This window comes from Bacteroides sp. 14(A), assembly GCF_000526555.1.
Lineage (GTDB): Bacteria > Bacteroidota > Bacteroidia > Bacteroidales > Bacteroidaceae > Bacteroides > Bacteroides cellulosilyticus.
Window position 1 is genome coordinate 16,841 of record NZ_JAGH01000003.1, and the last position, 13,720, is coordinate 30,560.

21 protein-coding genes and 2 pseudogenes are annotated in these 13,720 nt (G+C 37.8%); 18 read left to right on the forward strand and 5 right to left on the reverse strand.

The features are described from left to right. Positions 1 to 60: 60 nt before the first annotated feature. Together K429_RS0118825 and K429_RS0118830 are read left to right on the forward strand one after the other, a co-directional pair. Positions 61 to 495 carry a hypothetical protein gene (locus tag K429_RS0118825; RefSeq protein ID WP_029327684.1) on the forward strand — a complete coding sequence of 145 codons (435 nt, stop codon included), beginning with the start codon at positions 61 to 63 and terminating at the stop codon, positions 493 to 495. A gap of 1 nt (position 496) precedes the next feature. Continuing rightward, positions 497 to 778, forward strand: a complete 282-nt coding sequence (locus K429_RS0118830; protein WP_029327685.1) for a RodZ family helix-turn-helix domain-containing protein — start codon at positions 497 to 499, stop codon at positions 776 to 778. A 106-nt stretch (positions 779 to 884) separates the two neighbouring features. Here the strand turns inward: K429_RS0118830 and K429_RS0118835 are convergent, their stop codons facing one another. The 4 genes from K429_RS0118835 to K429_RS30350 all read right to left on the reverse strand — a co-directional run bounded on the left by K429_RS0118835 (position 885) and on the right by K429_RS30350 (position 3,925). Next, on the reverse strand, positions 885 to 2,036 hold the full coding sequence (locus tag K429_RS0118835; RefSeq protein ID WP_029327686.1) for a site-specific integrase: 1,152 nt from the start codon (positions 2,034 to 2,036) through the stop codon (positions 885 to 887). A gap of 279 nt (positions 2,037 to 2,315) precedes the next feature. Continuing rightward, entirely contained in the window at positions 2,316 to 2,663 is a 348-nt protein-coding gene (locus K429_RS28965; RefSeq protein ID WP_029327687.1) for a hypothetical protein, read from the reverse strand. 387 nt (positions 2,664 to 3,050) lie between these two features. Then, the gene (locus tag K429_RS0118850) at positions 3,051 to 3,464 is read right to left on the reverse strand and encodes a hypothetical protein (protein ID WP_029327689.1); all 414 of its coding nucleotides are present in this window, start codon (positions 3,462 to 3,464) and stop codon (positions 3,051 to 3,053) included. Positions 3,465 to 3,673: 209 nt separating this feature from the next. After that, positions 3,674 to 3,925, reverse strand: coding sequence for a hypothetical protein (locus K429_RS30350; RefSeq protein WP_155923443.1), 252 nt, complete (start codon positions 3,923 to 3,925; stop codon positions 3,674 to 3,676). 120 nt (positions 3,926 to 4,045) lie between these two features. Here K429_RS30350 and K429_RS0118855 point away from each other — a divergent pair, with 120 nt between their 5' ends. After that, positions 4,046 to 4,549, forward strand: a complete 504-nt coding sequence (locus K429_RS0118855) for an HNH endonuclease (protein WP_029327690.1) — start codon at positions 4,046 to 4,048, stop codon at positions 4,547 to 4,549. An 86-nt stretch (positions 4,550 to 4,635) separates the two neighbouring features. On the opposite strand, the gene K429_RS0118860 is transcribed toward K429_RS0118855, so the two are convergent. After that, positions 4,636 to 5,208, reverse strand: coding sequence for a hypothetical protein (locus K429_RS0118860; protein ID WP_044096968.1), 573 nt, complete (start codon positions 5,206 to 5,208; stop codon positions 4,636 to 4,638). 600 nt (positions 5,209 to 5,808) lie between these two features. On the opposite strand from K429_RS0118860, the gene K429_RS31305 reads away from it, so the two are divergent. From K429_RS31305 to K429_RS29000, 15 genes and pseudogenes are all read left to right on the forward strand, one after another. Continuing rightward, complete coding sequence (locus K429_RS31305; protein ID WP_369796093.1) at positions 5,809 to 5,925, forward strand: hypothetical protein; 117 nt, start codon at positions 5,809 to 5,811, stop codon at positions 5,923 to 5,925. Further along, positions 5,922 to 6,146: a hypothetical protein gene (locus K429_RS0118870; RefSeq protein ID WP_029327693.1), complete on the forward strand. Its 225-nt coding sequence runs from the start codon at positions 5,922 to 5,924 to the stop codon at positions 6,144 to 6,146. The genes K429_RS31305 and K429_RS0118870 overlap by 4 nt, the downstream gene beginning before the upstream one ends. Before the next feature lie 560 nt (positions 6,147 to 6,706). Continuing rightward, positions 6,707 to 6,997 (forward strand): hypothetical protein, encoded by a 291-nt coding sequence (locus K429_RS0118875; RefSeq protein WP_029327694.1) that lies wholly within the window; start codon positions 6,707 to 6,709, stop codon positions 6,995 to 6,997. Between the two features lie 199 nt (positions 6,998 to 7,196). Next, positions 7,197 to 7,409 carry a hypothetical protein gene (locus K429_RS30355; protein ID WP_155923444.1) on the forward strand — a complete coding sequence of 71 codons (213 nt, stop codon included), beginning with the start codon at positions 7,197 to 7,199 and terminating at the stop codon, positions 7,407 to 7,409. Positions 7,410 to 7,908: 499 nt separating this feature from the next. Continuing rightward, complete coding sequence (locus tag K429_RS30360) at positions 7,909 to 8,058, forward strand: hypothetical protein (RefSeq protein ID WP_155923445.1); 150 nt, start codon at positions 7,909 to 7,911, stop codon at positions 8,056 to 8,058. Between the two features lie 945 nt (positions 8,059 to 9,003). Beyond that, positions 9,004 to 9,090 carry an AAA family ATPase gene (locus tag K429_RS30950; RefSeq protein WP_231501896.1) on the forward strand — a complete coding sequence of 29 codons (87 nt, stop codon included), beginning with the start codon at positions 9,004 to 9,006 and terminating at the stop codon, positions 9,088 to 9,090. Positions 9,091 to 9,674: 584 nt separating this feature from the next. Further along, a complete protein-coding gene (locus K429_RS30955) occupies positions 9,675 to 9,872 on the forward strand; it encodes a hypothetical protein (RefSeq protein WP_231501890.1) in 198 nt (65 codons plus the stop codon). Between the two features lie 286 nt (positions 9,873 to 10,158). Beyond that, complete coding sequence (locus K429_RS30960; RefSeq protein ID WP_231501891.1) at positions 10,159 to 10,590, forward strand: hypothetical protein; 432 nt, start codon at positions 10,159 to 10,161, stop codon at positions 10,588 to 10,590. 1 nt (position 10,591) lies between these two features. Beyond that, positions 10,592 to 11,045, forward strand: a pseudogene (locus K429_RS31310) (DUF3127 domain-containing protein). A gap of 441 nt (positions 11,046 to 11,486) precedes the next feature. After that, positions 11,487 to 11,678 carry a hypothetical protein gene (locus tag K429_RS0118920; protein ID WP_029327697.1) on the forward strand — a complete coding sequence of 64 codons (192 nt, stop codon included), beginning with the start codon at positions 11,487 to 11,489 and terminating at the stop codon, positions 11,676 to 11,678. Positions 11,679 to 11,788: 110 nt separating this feature from the next. Beyond that, complete coding sequence (locus tag K429_RS31180) at positions 11,789 to 11,920, forward strand: hypothetical protein (protein WP_255347654.1); 132 nt, start codon at positions 11,789 to 11,791, stop codon at positions 11,918 to 11,920. Further along, positions 11,917 to 12,117, forward strand: coding sequence for a hypothetical protein (locus K429_RS30975; RefSeq protein ID WP_231501894.1), 201 nt, complete (start codon positions 11,917 to 11,919; stop codon positions 12,115 to 12,117). Before K429_RS31180 ends, K429_RS30975 begins: the two co-directional genes overlap by 4 nt. Positions 12,118 to 12,198: 81 nt before the next feature. After that, a complete protein-coding gene (locus tag K429_RS30980; RefSeq protein ID WP_231501895.1) occupies positions 12,199 to 12,351 on the forward strand; it encodes a hypothetical protein in 153 nt (50 codons plus the stop codon). Positions 12,352 to 13,077: 726 nt separating this feature from the next. Then, a complete protein-coding gene (locus K429_RS0118950) occupies positions 13,078 to 13,227 on the forward strand; it encodes a hypothetical protein (RefSeq protein WP_155923447.1) in 150 nt (49 codons plus the stop codon). Between the two features lie 98 nt (positions 13,228 to 13,325). Further along, a pseudogene (locus K429_RS29000) lies at positions 13,326 to 13,720 on the forward strand (recombination protein NinG); the annotation flags it as partial.

The window sequence follows — 13,720 nt, forward strand, 5'->3', positions numbered from 1 at the left end:
TTTTGGCAGTACAAATATTTGTAGTATATTTGCAGTATAAGAAGTAAGGCAATAAACAATATGAGCAAGTATTATCAAATAAACGGACTAAAAGTAAGAGTTTCAGATCATGAACCGAATACCTCTCTTAGAGGTTCAAATGACATCTGCCTTTATATAAGATCTGCATGTAATGAGCTTCTTTCTATTGAAAGCCAAATAGAGGCTGTGTGTGAGAAAAGGGGATATGAAATTTCGGACTTTCAAGAAGTAATAAATGATTGGAAAGATGGTACTTATGATATGCATACTTTCGAGAATGCTAATGAAGAAGTGGATAATGATTCTCCCTGTAAAGTTGTTCCTGACCTTATTGCTCAGTATCGTACAAGCAACGATGAAAAATTGAAGGGATATTCGTTGTCACGGTTTGCCAAGCATTTTGAAGTTAAAGCCTTGTCTGAAAAGACTGGAGTGTCCCAAAGTTATATAAAGAAATACTTTAATATTAGGTGATATGGATAAACAAAATTACAGAGAAGTCTTAGGACAAGCATTGCAATCATTTAGAGAATCAAAAGGTCTATCGAGGTATGCAGTGGCACAAAAAGGACAAATTAGAATAGAACAAGTTAAAGCCGTAGAAGAAGGAATAACAAACTATACGATAGATGTCTTTTTAGGTTATATCTGTGGAGCTGACTTGTTCATGTATTTTGCAGAGAAAGATAAAAAAGAAGGGATTGATTTTAAAGAGATGCTGGAAAAAGGGAAGGGAAATTTACCTAAACAAGTTTAACTAGCATAAGGCGATATAATTGAATTTACCGCCTTTCTTGTGTCCGGAAGGCATCTAGGTTCAGTTTTTTTTATTTTAACGTAAATTGAAACAAAATAGGGGCAATTTAAATTTGCCCCATTTTTATTTTACTTTCCAGCAACTCAAACGACTTTTCGACTTCCGAATTAAGAACCTTCGCATATTCTTGTGTCGTTTTTATATTGGAATGTCCCAACATTTTGCTTACATTCTCTATCCTCACACCGTTGTTGAGACACATTGTAGCGAACGTGTGCCGGGCCATGTGAACGGTTAATTTCTTGTCTATTTTCGCATAGTCAGACACGATTTTAAGCCTTAAATTGTATTGCTGGTTACTGATTACCGGAAGGATGAAATTGTATCTTTCAAGCACTTCAATAGCAGGAGAAAGAAGAACGATAAAGTATCTTTCTTCTGTTTTTTGCCGGATATCCTGGATCACCATTTTGCCGTTTAACCTTTTTATGTCTTTTTCGAAATCAAACTTTGCAAGGTCTGCATATGATATACCGGTATAAGATTGGAAAACAAATAAGTCCCGCACTTGGCAAATGGTCTTAGAAGGTATTTCAGCCTTCATAATTTGAGCCAATTCTCCCTCGGTAAGGTATTTCCTTATCTGATGTTTTCCGCGATCAAAATGAAGCCCTAAATAAGGATTGGAATCAAGTAATTCAAATCTTATGGCTTCGTTTATATAACGTTTCATTCTTTTGTGGTAGTTATGCACCGTGGGTTGAGAATAACCTTTTGAATGTAACCAGTCATCATATAGTATTATATTCTCTTTCGTAAGGTCGGAGAAATTTGTTATTCGTTCAAAGCTTCTTAAAGACTCCGTGAATGTCCGGTGTGTCTTCTTGGTACTCTCTGTTATATCCTGCCTTTCCTCTAATCTTCTTTCGGCAAATTCTATAAAGCTTTCCGACTTTTTGGAGAATTTGATAAACCGGTCCAGCCTTTCAAAGTCGAATGGCTCCCTTTTACGGATAAGCTCGTTTACCCAATCCTGTATAATCCTGATTTGCTCGTCAAGACTTCTGTTTAATTCAAGCATTTGCATTGAATTTATTACCTTTTTTCGTTCGTCCCATTGGTCAGAATATAACTTCACACCAGTTCCAATATATTTTCTTTTCCTTTCGCTAAGGACTTCAATTTGTACAGAAGCCTTATGTTTTTTTGTAGCTGTCTTTTTTCGGTCAAAGACAAACCGTAATGTCGGGTATCTCATAATTTAAAGTTTTTAGGCATCTATTGAAAATTGGTATCACACAAGGTATCACAGGACAACTTTTTATTTGGGTCGTATTGGGCTGTATTGGGCTGTATTGGGACATATAAATTAGGCGATATATCTCTATTTTTGGCCAAAACGAAATTACAACACTCTGATATACAGCAAAATAGGGGCGATTTCTCGTCCCTATTTAAGCGGTGCGTACGGGACTATGCAATAACTTGTAAAATACTAATTTTCAACACAATGCATTGTTAATAATAATCTATGGTATCACATTTTTTCATTATTTCCTCTTATATTCATCTTCTTTACCGCATTTTGAAGCTTGGATATAAGCGTCATAATCTCTTTATATTCTTTCTCTTTTTCTTTATAATTCAACATATCCCCTTTTCCGGTACATAACCAGTATATATTAAGCATTGGGAACTTCTCTATTATGCGAGCTATATTATCGCTTCCTATACCTCCAGAGCTTGCGTGCAACGCATTGTTTAAATAGCCATTTGACAATCCGCACTCATCTTCAAAATTCCGTACACTCTTAATCATTTTCTCACTTTTAGCGTACATAACAAATTTATGTAGTCGTATCGCTGCACTTTCTTTATTTCCCATTTGGTATATGTTTTCGTAACAAATTCGTTGTTAAACAGCATGTTTAACAACATATATAAATCTCGAACCTTTTTAAAATACAAATGTTATCTATCAACCATAATTTAAATAATCGTACTATATGGAGAAAGTTAACCTTCCCGTTTGCCGTCTCATAAGGCAAATTAAAATTCTCATGCGACAGTCTTTGCGTATATCTGAAGATTTAGAATGTGCGCATAAAAGAATAACCGATCTTGAGAAAGAACTACAGGCGCATAACCTTGTATCGCAACGTAAACAAGCAATTTACGAGATGAAGATACTGCAACATGTCGAACCTCAAGGAGCATGAAACTACTTTTAGCCTGGATAGAAAGGCTTCATGTAAATGGGCTTTTCTATCATTTATGCACTTTCTCTATTAAACGTTTCCTTTGCATCTACAAACGCATGCTCAAGAGTTTCAAACTTCATCTTCATATTTTCAATGAGCCTTTCATAACGTGACACGGTTGTTTCGTATAGTCTTGCCAGTTCATCATAGGTAAGCCCGAACGTTCCGATGTCTGTAGATGACGACAATTCATCATTATTCAAGAACATAGAACCTTTTCCGGTAAGGATGTAGTTAGCGTTGACTTGGGGGAATGCCTCGCAAAATGAAGATAACACATTAATAGAAGCTCCTTGTCTTCCTGTCCTTATGTGCGACATCAATGTCTTATCTAGTCCATCTATACTATTTGCGATTTTAGCATCGCTAATCCCGATTTTATCAACTATTGATAAAAACCTTTCAGAATAAAGATTCTTTGCCATAATATTATTTTTAAAAAATTTATCTACTTTTCTTTGTAGTAGATAAATTATCTACTACCTTTGTCCCCGTAACACCTGCACGTGCTACGATACAAATTTGGTTAAACTTTCCTCGAAAGAGGTTTAACATATATAGATATCCGTTTCATGTGCAGATGAAGCGGATATTTTATTTATATCCAGTTGTACAATCGGTTATTGTTTCCGCTTTACGAGTACTGCGGAGGGCTATCGGGGAAAATACGTTCGACCAATAACAGATTTAAAACAACCTTCCGAAGCTTCACGGTGAAAGCCCGTGAGGGGATGCACGAAAGAAGGCAGTCGATTGAAATAAGCAGACTGGTGCGCAGGTGCAGGTTACGAGATAACCAACTCTGTAGAAGCTGAAAGCCGAGATTGGAAGCACCCAATTCAGAGCCGATGGGGTCGATACCTAACTTATACTGGTGATTTGCCATCGAATTATCCCTGAACCGTTAGAGAGAAAAACCGCTCTCTACGGGTAAGGGGATGATTCACTCAAAAATCAACGTTCCTTCAAACCTGGTAATTTATAAGTTAACACAATATATAATAATATGGATAATGTACTTAATGTAAATACACAATTTAAGAAGAAAGATATAGATATATTCCTTACTTCAAGAAAGAAACCATATTTAATAACCGCAGAACAAGTTATAGAATATTGGGATAAGAAGAATTGGTTAACAGTAAAAGGTGAAAAAATTAAATCAATAGCTGCTCTCGTAAATGTGGCAAATAGTTACCTCACTGAAAACAAACGAAAAGAATGTCTTTTGCCTGCTATTGACGAAACAAATCGTAGAAATCGCCAAAACGAATGGTCGCAAAAGAGAAGCCAATATTATGACCAATTAGAAATGCCACAATGGAAGTCTTATAGAGAATTTATATTCACTGTAAGAGGTCGAAAATGTGAAATTTGCGGCAATGAGAAAAAACTAAATATACACCATGTAAAATATATCAACAATAGATTTGCATGGGAATATCTACCTTCTGATGTTCTTGTTGTATGTGAAAGCTGCCATAGGAACATACATAAGATACCTCATTAATAACCGATGTAAATATTTCAAAGAACGAATTATGAAAGAAGAAATATTAAATTCATATACAAACTGTTTTTGTTCAGCGAATAATTTCAATCTTTTACCTCCATCTTCGTTACAAGAGAAAGAAGGTTGTCTGTATTATGTATATCATGGTTCTTTCGGAATAAAAAAATCAGTTCTATTAAGGAGTTCTTCTGAACTTGAGTTAATAAAATCTTGTTGGGGTCAGACACGGAAGATATGATTGTATTTATCATTGCGTTTGCCCCATTGATATCATTAATTCTCTCCTGATGGACTATTGTTGATATAGAATGAAGCAAATATTTGAATACAGCTATTCTATCATTTGTTTCTAATCCTCTTTCTAAATAATACTGCGATAAAGACATTTGTATTTCTATAATATTTTTTTCCGATCTAATATAATTCTCCATATTCATATTTAATACATCATCCTTTATCCTTCGTATATCTATTGCGGAAAATATCTGCCACCCAATAAGTACTGTAACCAGCAAAGACAATATTCCCACTATTATCCCTTGGTAATCCATTCCTAAATCAGAGGTATGCGGATAGGTTCTGCATAATGCAATTATAGACACTAAGACGGATATTCCAGATAATATCAATATTACTATGTTTCTATATTTATTCATATATACTTATTAATCAACTACTTACTTAAAATATGTTTTATAACATATATAAGTAGATAAAATATCTACTATTATTCTTTGCGGTAGATGATTTATCTACTATCTTTGCATCGTCAACCAATAAACAAACAAACTTGGTACATGCAAAAAGAAAGTGATGGCTTTCCCAAGTCTCACACATTTTCAAAGACAAATATAGTCGTAAGCTTTCTTATTTGCAAATAAAATACATATAAAATCTAAATAAACATAGAAATAATATGAAAAAAGTGAGTAAAAAAGGGATATTTTGGGTATAAAGGCAGGAAGTTCTATGACTTTCCACATGGATACCTACGAGGCTTTGAAAAGTGCGCATACATATGCTTATCAATTAAGCCATTCAAGTGACAAGCCACAGGATGTTAAGAAATACAGATGTTCCTACTCATTAAAGGATTTGACTATAACCATTATAGCGGTGGGGAAATGACACGTTCAGAGGCTCGTTTAATCGCAGAGGAGTTGTACAATCTGATAGGCAAAAATATGAAATCATATATATCAGAATGCATAAAGTACAATTCAGATGAGTATCTGAATACAGAAGAGGCTTCAACTATGATTGGTATTAGCGTAAAAACTCTCCGAAGAAGAAAAGACGAGTTTCCTCATGTCAAAATAGGTAAAAGAATAATGTTCTCAAAGAATGGGATCATTGAATTGATGAACAGATGAAAGCAAGAGATTACAAACTGGTGAAAGATGGCAAATACAATATGAAAGCCATCATGCAAAGAGCCTGGGTTTACATGAAGCAGAATAAGGCTTTCAAGTGGTATTCTTTTAATAATGCATTGAAAGATGCTTGGATGGATGCACATTTGAAAATGGATGATTATAAGGCTCAATTTAATCCTCAGTATCTGGATTATCCCAAACCCGCTAACAATTTTTAGGCAAGCCTTGATGGATTTAGATCCAACTTTAAGATGCTACGATAGTAGTTGGAGATAACAATTAACCTCATATGATTATGATAGAAACAATTATGATATCGCTGAGCTTGTACGCTGGCTATAAACTGTTCAGTAAGTCAGGTGAAAAGTTCTTCTACAAAGATTGATCCACAGCCCTACTGACGGATTGAACGACATCCAGTAGCGAGAACTGGGTAGGGATCTAAGGCGAAACCGATGAGCCTAACATTCGGGATGGCATGGTAAGCCTCAATAGTGTACCAGTGTTCCGCACACTTAAAATTAGGCGGCGCCGATAAGCATATAGCCGAGGCGAAGTGGTAGCGTAATGCAATTCTGCGATGATATGAGCGGATGCGTGCAACGTGGTTAAATATATAAATGCGCGGAGCTTTACGCGCCATTTGATAGAACAAAAGCTTAGTGAAAGCTATCAATATACCTCCCTTCCCGTCAAATTCGGGCGTGTTGAAATGCTAAATACGTATTGTTACGTTGAAGGGAGCTAAACTTATTAATCTTTTAAATATTATAGAATTATGATTGGAAAGAAAGTTATTATTAGAGCTGATAGAAGCGGCGTATTTTTCGGAACATTGAAAGAAAAGAATGGCAGTGAAGTTACATTAACAAACTGCCGCAGATTGTGGTGCTGGTACGGAGCCGCATCCATTTCCCAGCTCGCGGTCGAAGGGACAAAAAGCCCAAGCGAATGCAAGTTCACTCTGGTAGTTCCTACCATCACGATACTTGGAGTAATTGAGATTATCCCTTGTACGGAAGAGGCGGTCAAATCCATTGAGGAGGTGTCGGTATGGAAGAACAGATAAAGCTATTTCTTAGCTCTGGCTCTGGCTCTGGCTCTGGCTCTGGCGATGGCTCTGGCTATGGCGATGGCTCTGGCGATGGCTCTGGCTATGGCGATGGCTCTGGCTCTGGCTCTGGCTCTGGCGATGGCTCTGGCTCTGGCTCTGGCTCTGGCGATGGCTCTGGCGATGCTCTGGCTCTTGGCTCTGGCTCTGGCTGGCGATGGCTCTGGCTATGGCTCTGGCTATGGCTCTGGCTATGGCGATGGCTCTGGCTATGGCTCTGGCTCTGGTAATTAATATGTTTAATGGTGATAAAGTCTACATAATAGATGAAACGCCGACCATTATTAAAAGTATCCGAGACAACATAGCCAAAGGATATATTCTCAATGGAGACTTTACCTTAACTCCGACATTTATTGTCCAAGGATAATGGCAAATTTGCACATGGAGAGACATTACATGAGGCATTCTTTGCACTCCAAGAAAAACTGTATGATAATTCAACCGAGGAAGAGAGATTAGAAGCTTTTAGAGCACATTTTCCTGACTTTGCGAAGAAGATATCTGCTAAAGAATTATTTCATTGGCATCATGTTTTGACTGGTTCATGTAAGCAAGGAAGACTATCATTCTGTACCAATAAGGGTATAGATATTGACAAAGATGCATATACCATACATGAGTTTATAGAATTAACTCAAGATTTCGTATGGGCGGTCATATAATCAGGAAGCTGAAGTAATTATGCATTATCCCGTGGCTTACCTATCCTTAGTGTAAGTAGTAAGGCAATCATCGGAACGCTCACGGGAACTATCCCGCAGAAAAGGTTAGTGCTAATACTGTACTAAAAGCCATGAGAGAAACGAAGTGCGCACCGTTTTTACTTTACCCTTGTACAGGCGGTTATTTTTTAAATCTGAATAGATATGATAGAAATATTAGAATTTATTTTCCAAGACTTTTGGCATTGGTTGGGTACATTAATACTTGTAGCTGCCATTCCTGTTCCATTTGGGGAAATAAGAACCTTGTTACGGATTGGGAGAAACAAGGGAAAAAGTAAAACGGAAGTTTAATTTAATACAGAACAGAATAATACTTATGGTGTACAGGTAACCGTGTAATAAAATGAGTGCAAATAATAATTCAACAGGTGGTATTGCTTCTGCGGATTGCTAACGATAGTATTTATAGTACTAAAACTAATGCATTATATTGATTGGTCTTGGTGGTGGGGTATTATCTCCTCTTTTGATTCCAATCGCAATAGTATTAATCATTGTTTTTTTCATTGTGATATTGAGAGTGTTTTTTGCTTTAAAGTAAAACGTACAGTAAAGGAATCGGGATTTGCTGCAAGAATAAAAAATGAAAGAATGAGGGAGAATATGCAACGTAGTAAATTCAAAGACAATTGGAAATCATGAAAAAGGAGCATTGGTAAAGTATAAAGCTCCCGGTTTGGGGAAATAAGATCGGGAAGATATATAGCGTTAACGGTGACAGAGTAATGGTGCAGTTTGGAAAGCATGATTTTGTAGAGTTGTATTCAAATGATTTAATCGTAATGACAATGCTATGAAAGTGATTATGTTTATTCTCTCACTATTCGTCTTTTTATGCTCAATAGTGATGTTGTACGGAGCAGTTGTTAATGATAGTCCTATGTATGCTACAGGATTATTATTATGCTTATCATTTGTGGAGTATCATTTATAATGGCCCGAATATCTTATAAAGAGTTGGGGCATTAATTGCAATAAAAAATCCTTTGAAATGTAGTTATTTTTACTGTGTTGTGTGCGGTCTGTGAAGATAGTACACTTTTTTATTAGGAGAAGTGGCGGAATCAGTAGACGCACCCACTCGATAATAGGACTGCCAACCTTAGATGTGGCGAGCTTGGCAACTCGTCCCAGTGCAAATCTGGGCTTCTCCACGAATTATTAATTTAAAATTTATTATTATGCCAATTATTAAAAAGAACGACGTTACTCCTGAACGTCCGGTCCATCATTGTATTGTATGGTACTCCAGGAACAGGCAAGACATCCCTTGCCACAACAGCGGAAAATCCGTTATTGATAGATACGGATAGAGGGTTATGATAGAGCGGTACAACGTTGTGATACCCCTCACTGCTAACAAATGGGAAGATATAACGGCAGAGTATGAAACAATGAAAGTCTTACAAGACTATTATCCTGCGGACAACAGCCCAAGGCATGTTTAGGATGACTATCTGATGAACTTTGCCATAAAGAACAATTATAAGTTGGCAAATAATGCTTTTAAAGCGATTTGGGCAAATGGCAGAGGATTTCAAGTCATTTGTTAACCAACTTCGTTCTAATGGTTCTGACATAATCTTTATCTGCCATGATAAAGAAACAGTGGAAGGTGGATATTGTCCAAGCACTCTCCTGATTGTACAGGACAGAGTAAGGATCTGCTTCTTCGCATTGCTGACCAAGTTAGGATATATATCAAAAGTCAATGGAAAACGTACTGTTTCATTTGAGCCTACCGATACCTTTATTGGTAAGAATGTCGCCCAGCTTCAGATGATGGAAATTCCCGAATCCACTAGTGCAGATTTCTCAAATTGTATGGCAGGGAATTATTTCTACTGTGAAGTCCCGCGATACAGAACAAATCGGAGGAACAGAAGAAAGCCAATGAGATGCTTGCTATGCTTAGAGAGAATCTAGCGGCAGCTATGACCGATGAAGATATAGCCGCACTCATCGAAGGTATGAAAGAACTTCCAGTAGTATTGCAATATCCGTTCTTTCAAGAAATGAAATCCAACCTTGCATCCAAGGGCTATAAATACGAAAATAAAAGTTCGTCAAGGAATGAGACCGTTAATTCGCGTGACTACTATTGAAGCATTCCCGAAAGTATATGGAGCAAAGCGAATACGCTAACTTCGAGATAACTGAAGCAATCGGTTATTGATAGCATAACGGGTGTATTTGAGGGAAATGCCTATACTCGCATTGGGACGGCTTTTCATAAAATTGTAGAAGAAGGTACACCGCAATGCGAAAAGATAGAAGCAGGCGAGCGTACCTTCCTCTATTATGGCAAAGAACAGAAAGAACCTATACTTGTGGACGTATTTTTGACATTGAAGGGAAACAAAGGTAATATTAGACGTACCGCAATGCAAGGTGGCACTTGCGTACCACAATGAACACCCGGATGCGTTTCACGAAATAAGGCTCTACAAGGACTTTGGGGATGCAGTTATAACAGGGTGCGCCGACATGATAGATGGTGTGGAGATTAGGGATATAAAGACCAAATATTCTTATCCATCCGATGCTGACTATATAAATTCTTGCCAATGGCGGTTTTTAATCTACAGCTATTCAATGCGGATGTATTTCACTTTGACTTATTCATCTTTGAAGGATACGACAAAGATAAGCACGGATATGATTGTAAGAGGACTCCCACTGAAACGATATGAGCCTTCTATCACATGTTATCGTTATGATGGTATGGAGCAAGATAATATGAATCTGCTACACTCTTTTTTAGAGTGGGCAGAATATAGAAACTTAACCAAGTATTTATTAAAAGAAAAAATAGAAGAATAATATGGCGAATCAAATAACTGGGCGGATAATTGAAATCGGTCAGACCGTCCAAATCCCATCCAAAAACGGGGGAACACCATTTACTAAACGGGAATTTATTTTAGATGCTACCACTTATGATCCTTATACTGGTGAGCGTAGTGAGTATGAGAACATTATTCCTTTAGAGTTCTCGGGTGATAAATGTGCAGAAACTTGATCGTTATAAAAATGATGATGTTGTTACTGTATCATTCGTGTTTACAGGGGCGTTCATGGACAAATCTAGATGGAGAACTAAAACGTATGGCGGTCTATTCGATGTTAACAAAATAGAAGCGCGTGGAGGTGTATCTCAATCCCCTCAGAGTGTACCAGTACAACAGCCGGTACCACAGCCGACTTATCAGCAACCGCAGAACTTTCCGCCTCCTGTTGATGCGAATGGTAATACCAAAGACGATCTCCCCTTCTGATGAAATACGATGGGTTCCAATCCTTTCCATGCCCAGGCAGGCAAGAGCGAAGCTGGAGAAACTGATAAAGGAAAAGAAGATATTTGAACTGACCGAGAAGAAGCCGCAAAGGTCATTGAGTCAGAACAGGTATCTTCATATATGCCTTGCTTATTTTCGGTTGCCAAATCGGTGAAACGATGGAGTATGTAAAGCGAAACTATTATAAGATTTTGTGCAACAAAGACACTTTCATCCGTGAGAGAGAAGATAAGTTCCTTGGCAAAATAAAGTACCTGCGGAGTTCGGCGGACCTTGACAGTGCGGAGATGAGCCTTACAATCGAAAGGTTTCGGAATTTCTCAAGTGCCCAAGGTATATATATTTCCTTCTCCAGAAGAAGAGCGTCTGATTCAGATGATGGAGATTGAGATTGAACATAACAAACCTTATATTTAAAAAATGAAACTTACTCTAACAAAACAAGAAGTGCTTCTCCTGCAAAAACTACTTTATTCATACAAGGAATGTCTTCCCGATGGAACGACGGAGAAGCATGGACGTTTTGTCGGGAAGCTGAACAAGAAAATTAAAAGACAAATTATTAATCAATTAAATTATGATAGAAACAAGAAAAACAAAATCCGTATGTGACATCTGACCCGAAGAAGATGCTTAACATGTACCTTGCAAAACGTGTCCTCAAAACATGGGAGGAATCTTTCATTGATGAAGATACCGGTGAACAGTCAACATAGAACGGCATGAAGTCCTCTTTTGAGCGTGGCACGCTGATAGACCAAGACTTATTAGCAAAAATCCGTTTCAGTATGGAAGCTGATGGTATCAAGGAAGTGGAAGTTAGCAACCAGAATCGTTTTGGCGTTCGAGAATGAGAATAAGTTTTTATATCCATACATCGCACAAGCAACAGATAAGCGACAAGAAGTATAAGTTCTTGTTGTATGCCACTGGGCTGGAGAATGCTTTGCCTTATTTTGAAAGACTACATCGAACTCAATTACCAGTTCGGTTCACCCCTGACGATGGCAAAGGAATTCGATTCCTGCGTGATTCCTTACCGACAATCTGAAAGAACGTAAGGTCGATGATGTGGCTGTCGCTTACCTCAAAGACGAAATAACAATGGAAGAATACGTTGACAAGATGGACGATGAGACCTGAAGATAGTAACGAAGAATCTAAGCCGAATGAAAAGAAATTCTACCAGATTGAGACGAAAATCACCTTCACAGACGGGAGAATGAAGACGAAAGGTTCCAGACTTTTGTCCGGTGAACACCCTTCAACGTTGATAGGGCGATGATGCTTATCACTCACTACCTCAAAAATAAAGAGGAGGAATGCGAGAAGCAAGCCCAAAGAAAAGGGGCCATGAAGTTCAATAAAAGAGAAATTCCACACGGCTATTGAATCAGCCAAACCGATTCCAGTTGGGGCGGTTTATTTCGAAAGAGTTTTCTATGGCTTATTTGGATTGAGTTTATTCCTAATACAGACGTATGAATATTCTTATAGGAAGCAATCTTGTATCAATGAACGCACCACTTTCCGGAAATTTGAGATCGTTATGGAGCGACCCGATATATGAAAAGAAAGTAGTAGAATTGAGAGAGTATGGTAGAAAAACGCCATATAAGTCCAAAGGGTATCAAATCGAGGTGATTAAACCCACAAATCATGTGGAAGTTGACTGTGTTACATGGCGGTTCATGATGTTGACAGCTCGGAAAGACGGGCAAACATGGCGGAGGTATTCTCAGTGGGTAAAAGAGAGCCTAAAAGAAAGCGTACCGAAGTGCTTTAGGTATTACAAGTTGTAATTGCTTGGGTTCGACTCCCAAACTGCCGCACAAACTTGTGGTTGGAAGGGAACATGAAAGTATTCAGTTGCAAATGGATATTTCCTGTAATGCGCATACAGATAGTGTTCCCCGATGGAAATATGTGAGCCACACATAAATGGATATGGGGTTAGTGAATAATGGTTTCGCCCCCGGAGAATACGCTTCGGGCTTTTAATTCAAGAATTATGGAAAAGAAAATTTACCGTGTTGAAATCGTGGAAAATCTTATTGGTAAGATTAATCCTGTTGGTGAAACGAATGAAGACGAAATCGTTTTGAAAACCTCAAATTTGATGTGCGATTTGACAAATAGTCTGATCTCAAAAATAAGATAATGTGTCTTATGAGAATAAAGACAGGCAAGAACATTCGATAAAAAGAGCCGCTGAGTATGCAGAAAGGTTTTTAACAGAACAGATAGGAATACAATAATATGCCATACTACATAAAAAGAACTAAGTCCAAGAAGAAAGACAAGCCTTTGCCCTTGTTTGATAAGGCAGGGGTGATAATAAAGAAGAAGCCGGATTTAAAAGCTAAACTCGACAAAGAGTTTTCCCTTTTTATCCGGCTTCGTGATTGTATGCCAAACGGATATTTCCGCTGTATCTCATGCGGGCAGATAAAGCCTTTCGAGCAGGCAGACTGTGGGCCACTATTTCAGTCGTACACATTTGGCCACACGTTTCGATGAGAATAATTGCCATGCTGAATGCCGACACTGCAACAGATTCAAAGCGGACCATTTGGAAGGGTATCGGGTGAATCTGATAACTAAAATCGGACAACAGAAATTTGATTTACTAAAAGTGAAAGCTGCCGGTACTT

Coding starts and splice junctions, on each gene's coding strand:
- K429_RS0118825 (WP_029327684.1), top strand. CDS start 61: ATGAGCAAGTATTATCAAATAAACGGACTAAAAGTAAGAGTTTCAGAT.
- K429_RS0118830 (WP_029327685.1), top strand. CDS start 497: ATGGATAAACAAAATTACAGAGAAGTCTTAGGACAAGCATTGCAATCA.
- K429_RS0118835 (WP_029327686.1), bottom strand. CDS start 2,036: ATGAGATACCCGACATTACGGTTTGTCTTTGACCGAAAAAAGACAGCT.
- K429_RS28965 (WP_029327687.1), bottom strand. CDS start 2,663: ATGGGAAATAAAGAAAGTGCAGCGATACGACTACATAAATTTGTTATG.
- K429_RS0118850 (WP_029327689.1), bottom strand. CDS start 3,464: ATGGCAAAGAATCTTTATTCTGAAAGGTTTTTATCAATAGTTGATAAA.
- K429_RS30350 (WP_155923443.1), bottom strand. CDS start 3,925: ATGGCAAATCACCAGTATAAGTTAGGTATCGACCCCATCGGCTCTGAA.
- K429_RS0118855 (WP_029327690.1), top strand. CDS start 4,046: ATGGATAATGTACTTAATGTAAATACACAATTTAAGAAGAAAGATATA.
- K429_RS0118860 (WP_044096968.1), bottom strand. CDS start 5,208: ATGAATAAATATAGAAACATAGTAATATTGATATTATCTGGAATATCC.
- K429_RS31305 (WP_369796093.1), top strand. CDS start 5,809: ATGATTGGTATTAGCGTAAAAACTCTCCGAAGAAGAAAAGACGAGTTT.
- K429_RS0118870 (WP_029327693.1), top strand. CDS start 5,922: ATGAAAGCAAGAGATTACAAACTGGTGAAAGATGGCAAATACAATATG.
- K429_RS0118875 (WP_029327694.1), top strand. CDS start 6,707: ATGATTGGAAAGAAAGTTATTATTAGAGCTGATAGAAGCGGCGTATTT.
- K429_RS30355 (WP_155923444.1), top strand. CDS start 7,197: ATGGCTCTGGCTATGGCTCTGGCTATGGCTCTGGCTATGGCGATGGCT.
- K429_RS30360 (WP_155923445.1), top strand. CDS start 7,909: ATGATAGAAATATTAGAATTTATTTTCCAAGACTTTTGGCATTGGTTG.
- K429_RS30955 (WP_231501890.1), top strand. CDS start 9,675: ATGCTTAGAGAGAATCTAGCGGCAGCTATGACCGATGAAGATATAGCC.
- K429_RS0118920 (WP_029327697.1), top strand. CDS start 11,487: ATGAAACTTACTCTAACAAAACAAGAAGTGCTTCTCCTGCAAAAACTA.
- K429_RS31180 (WP_255347654.1), top strand. CDS start 11,789: ATGAAGTCCTCTTTTGAGCGTGGCACGCTGATAGACCAAGACTTATTA.
- K429_RS30975 (WP_231501894.1), top strand. CDS start 11,917: ATGAGAATAAGTTTTTATATCCATACATCGCACAAGCAACAGATAAGC.
- K429_RS30980 (WP_231501895.1), top strand. CDS start 12,199: ATGAGACCTGAAGATAGTAACGAAGAATCTAAGCCGAATGAAAAGAAA.
- K429_RS0118950 (WP_155923447.1), top strand. CDS start 13,078: ATGGAAAAGAAAATTTACCGTGTTGAAATCGTGGAAAATCTTATTGGT.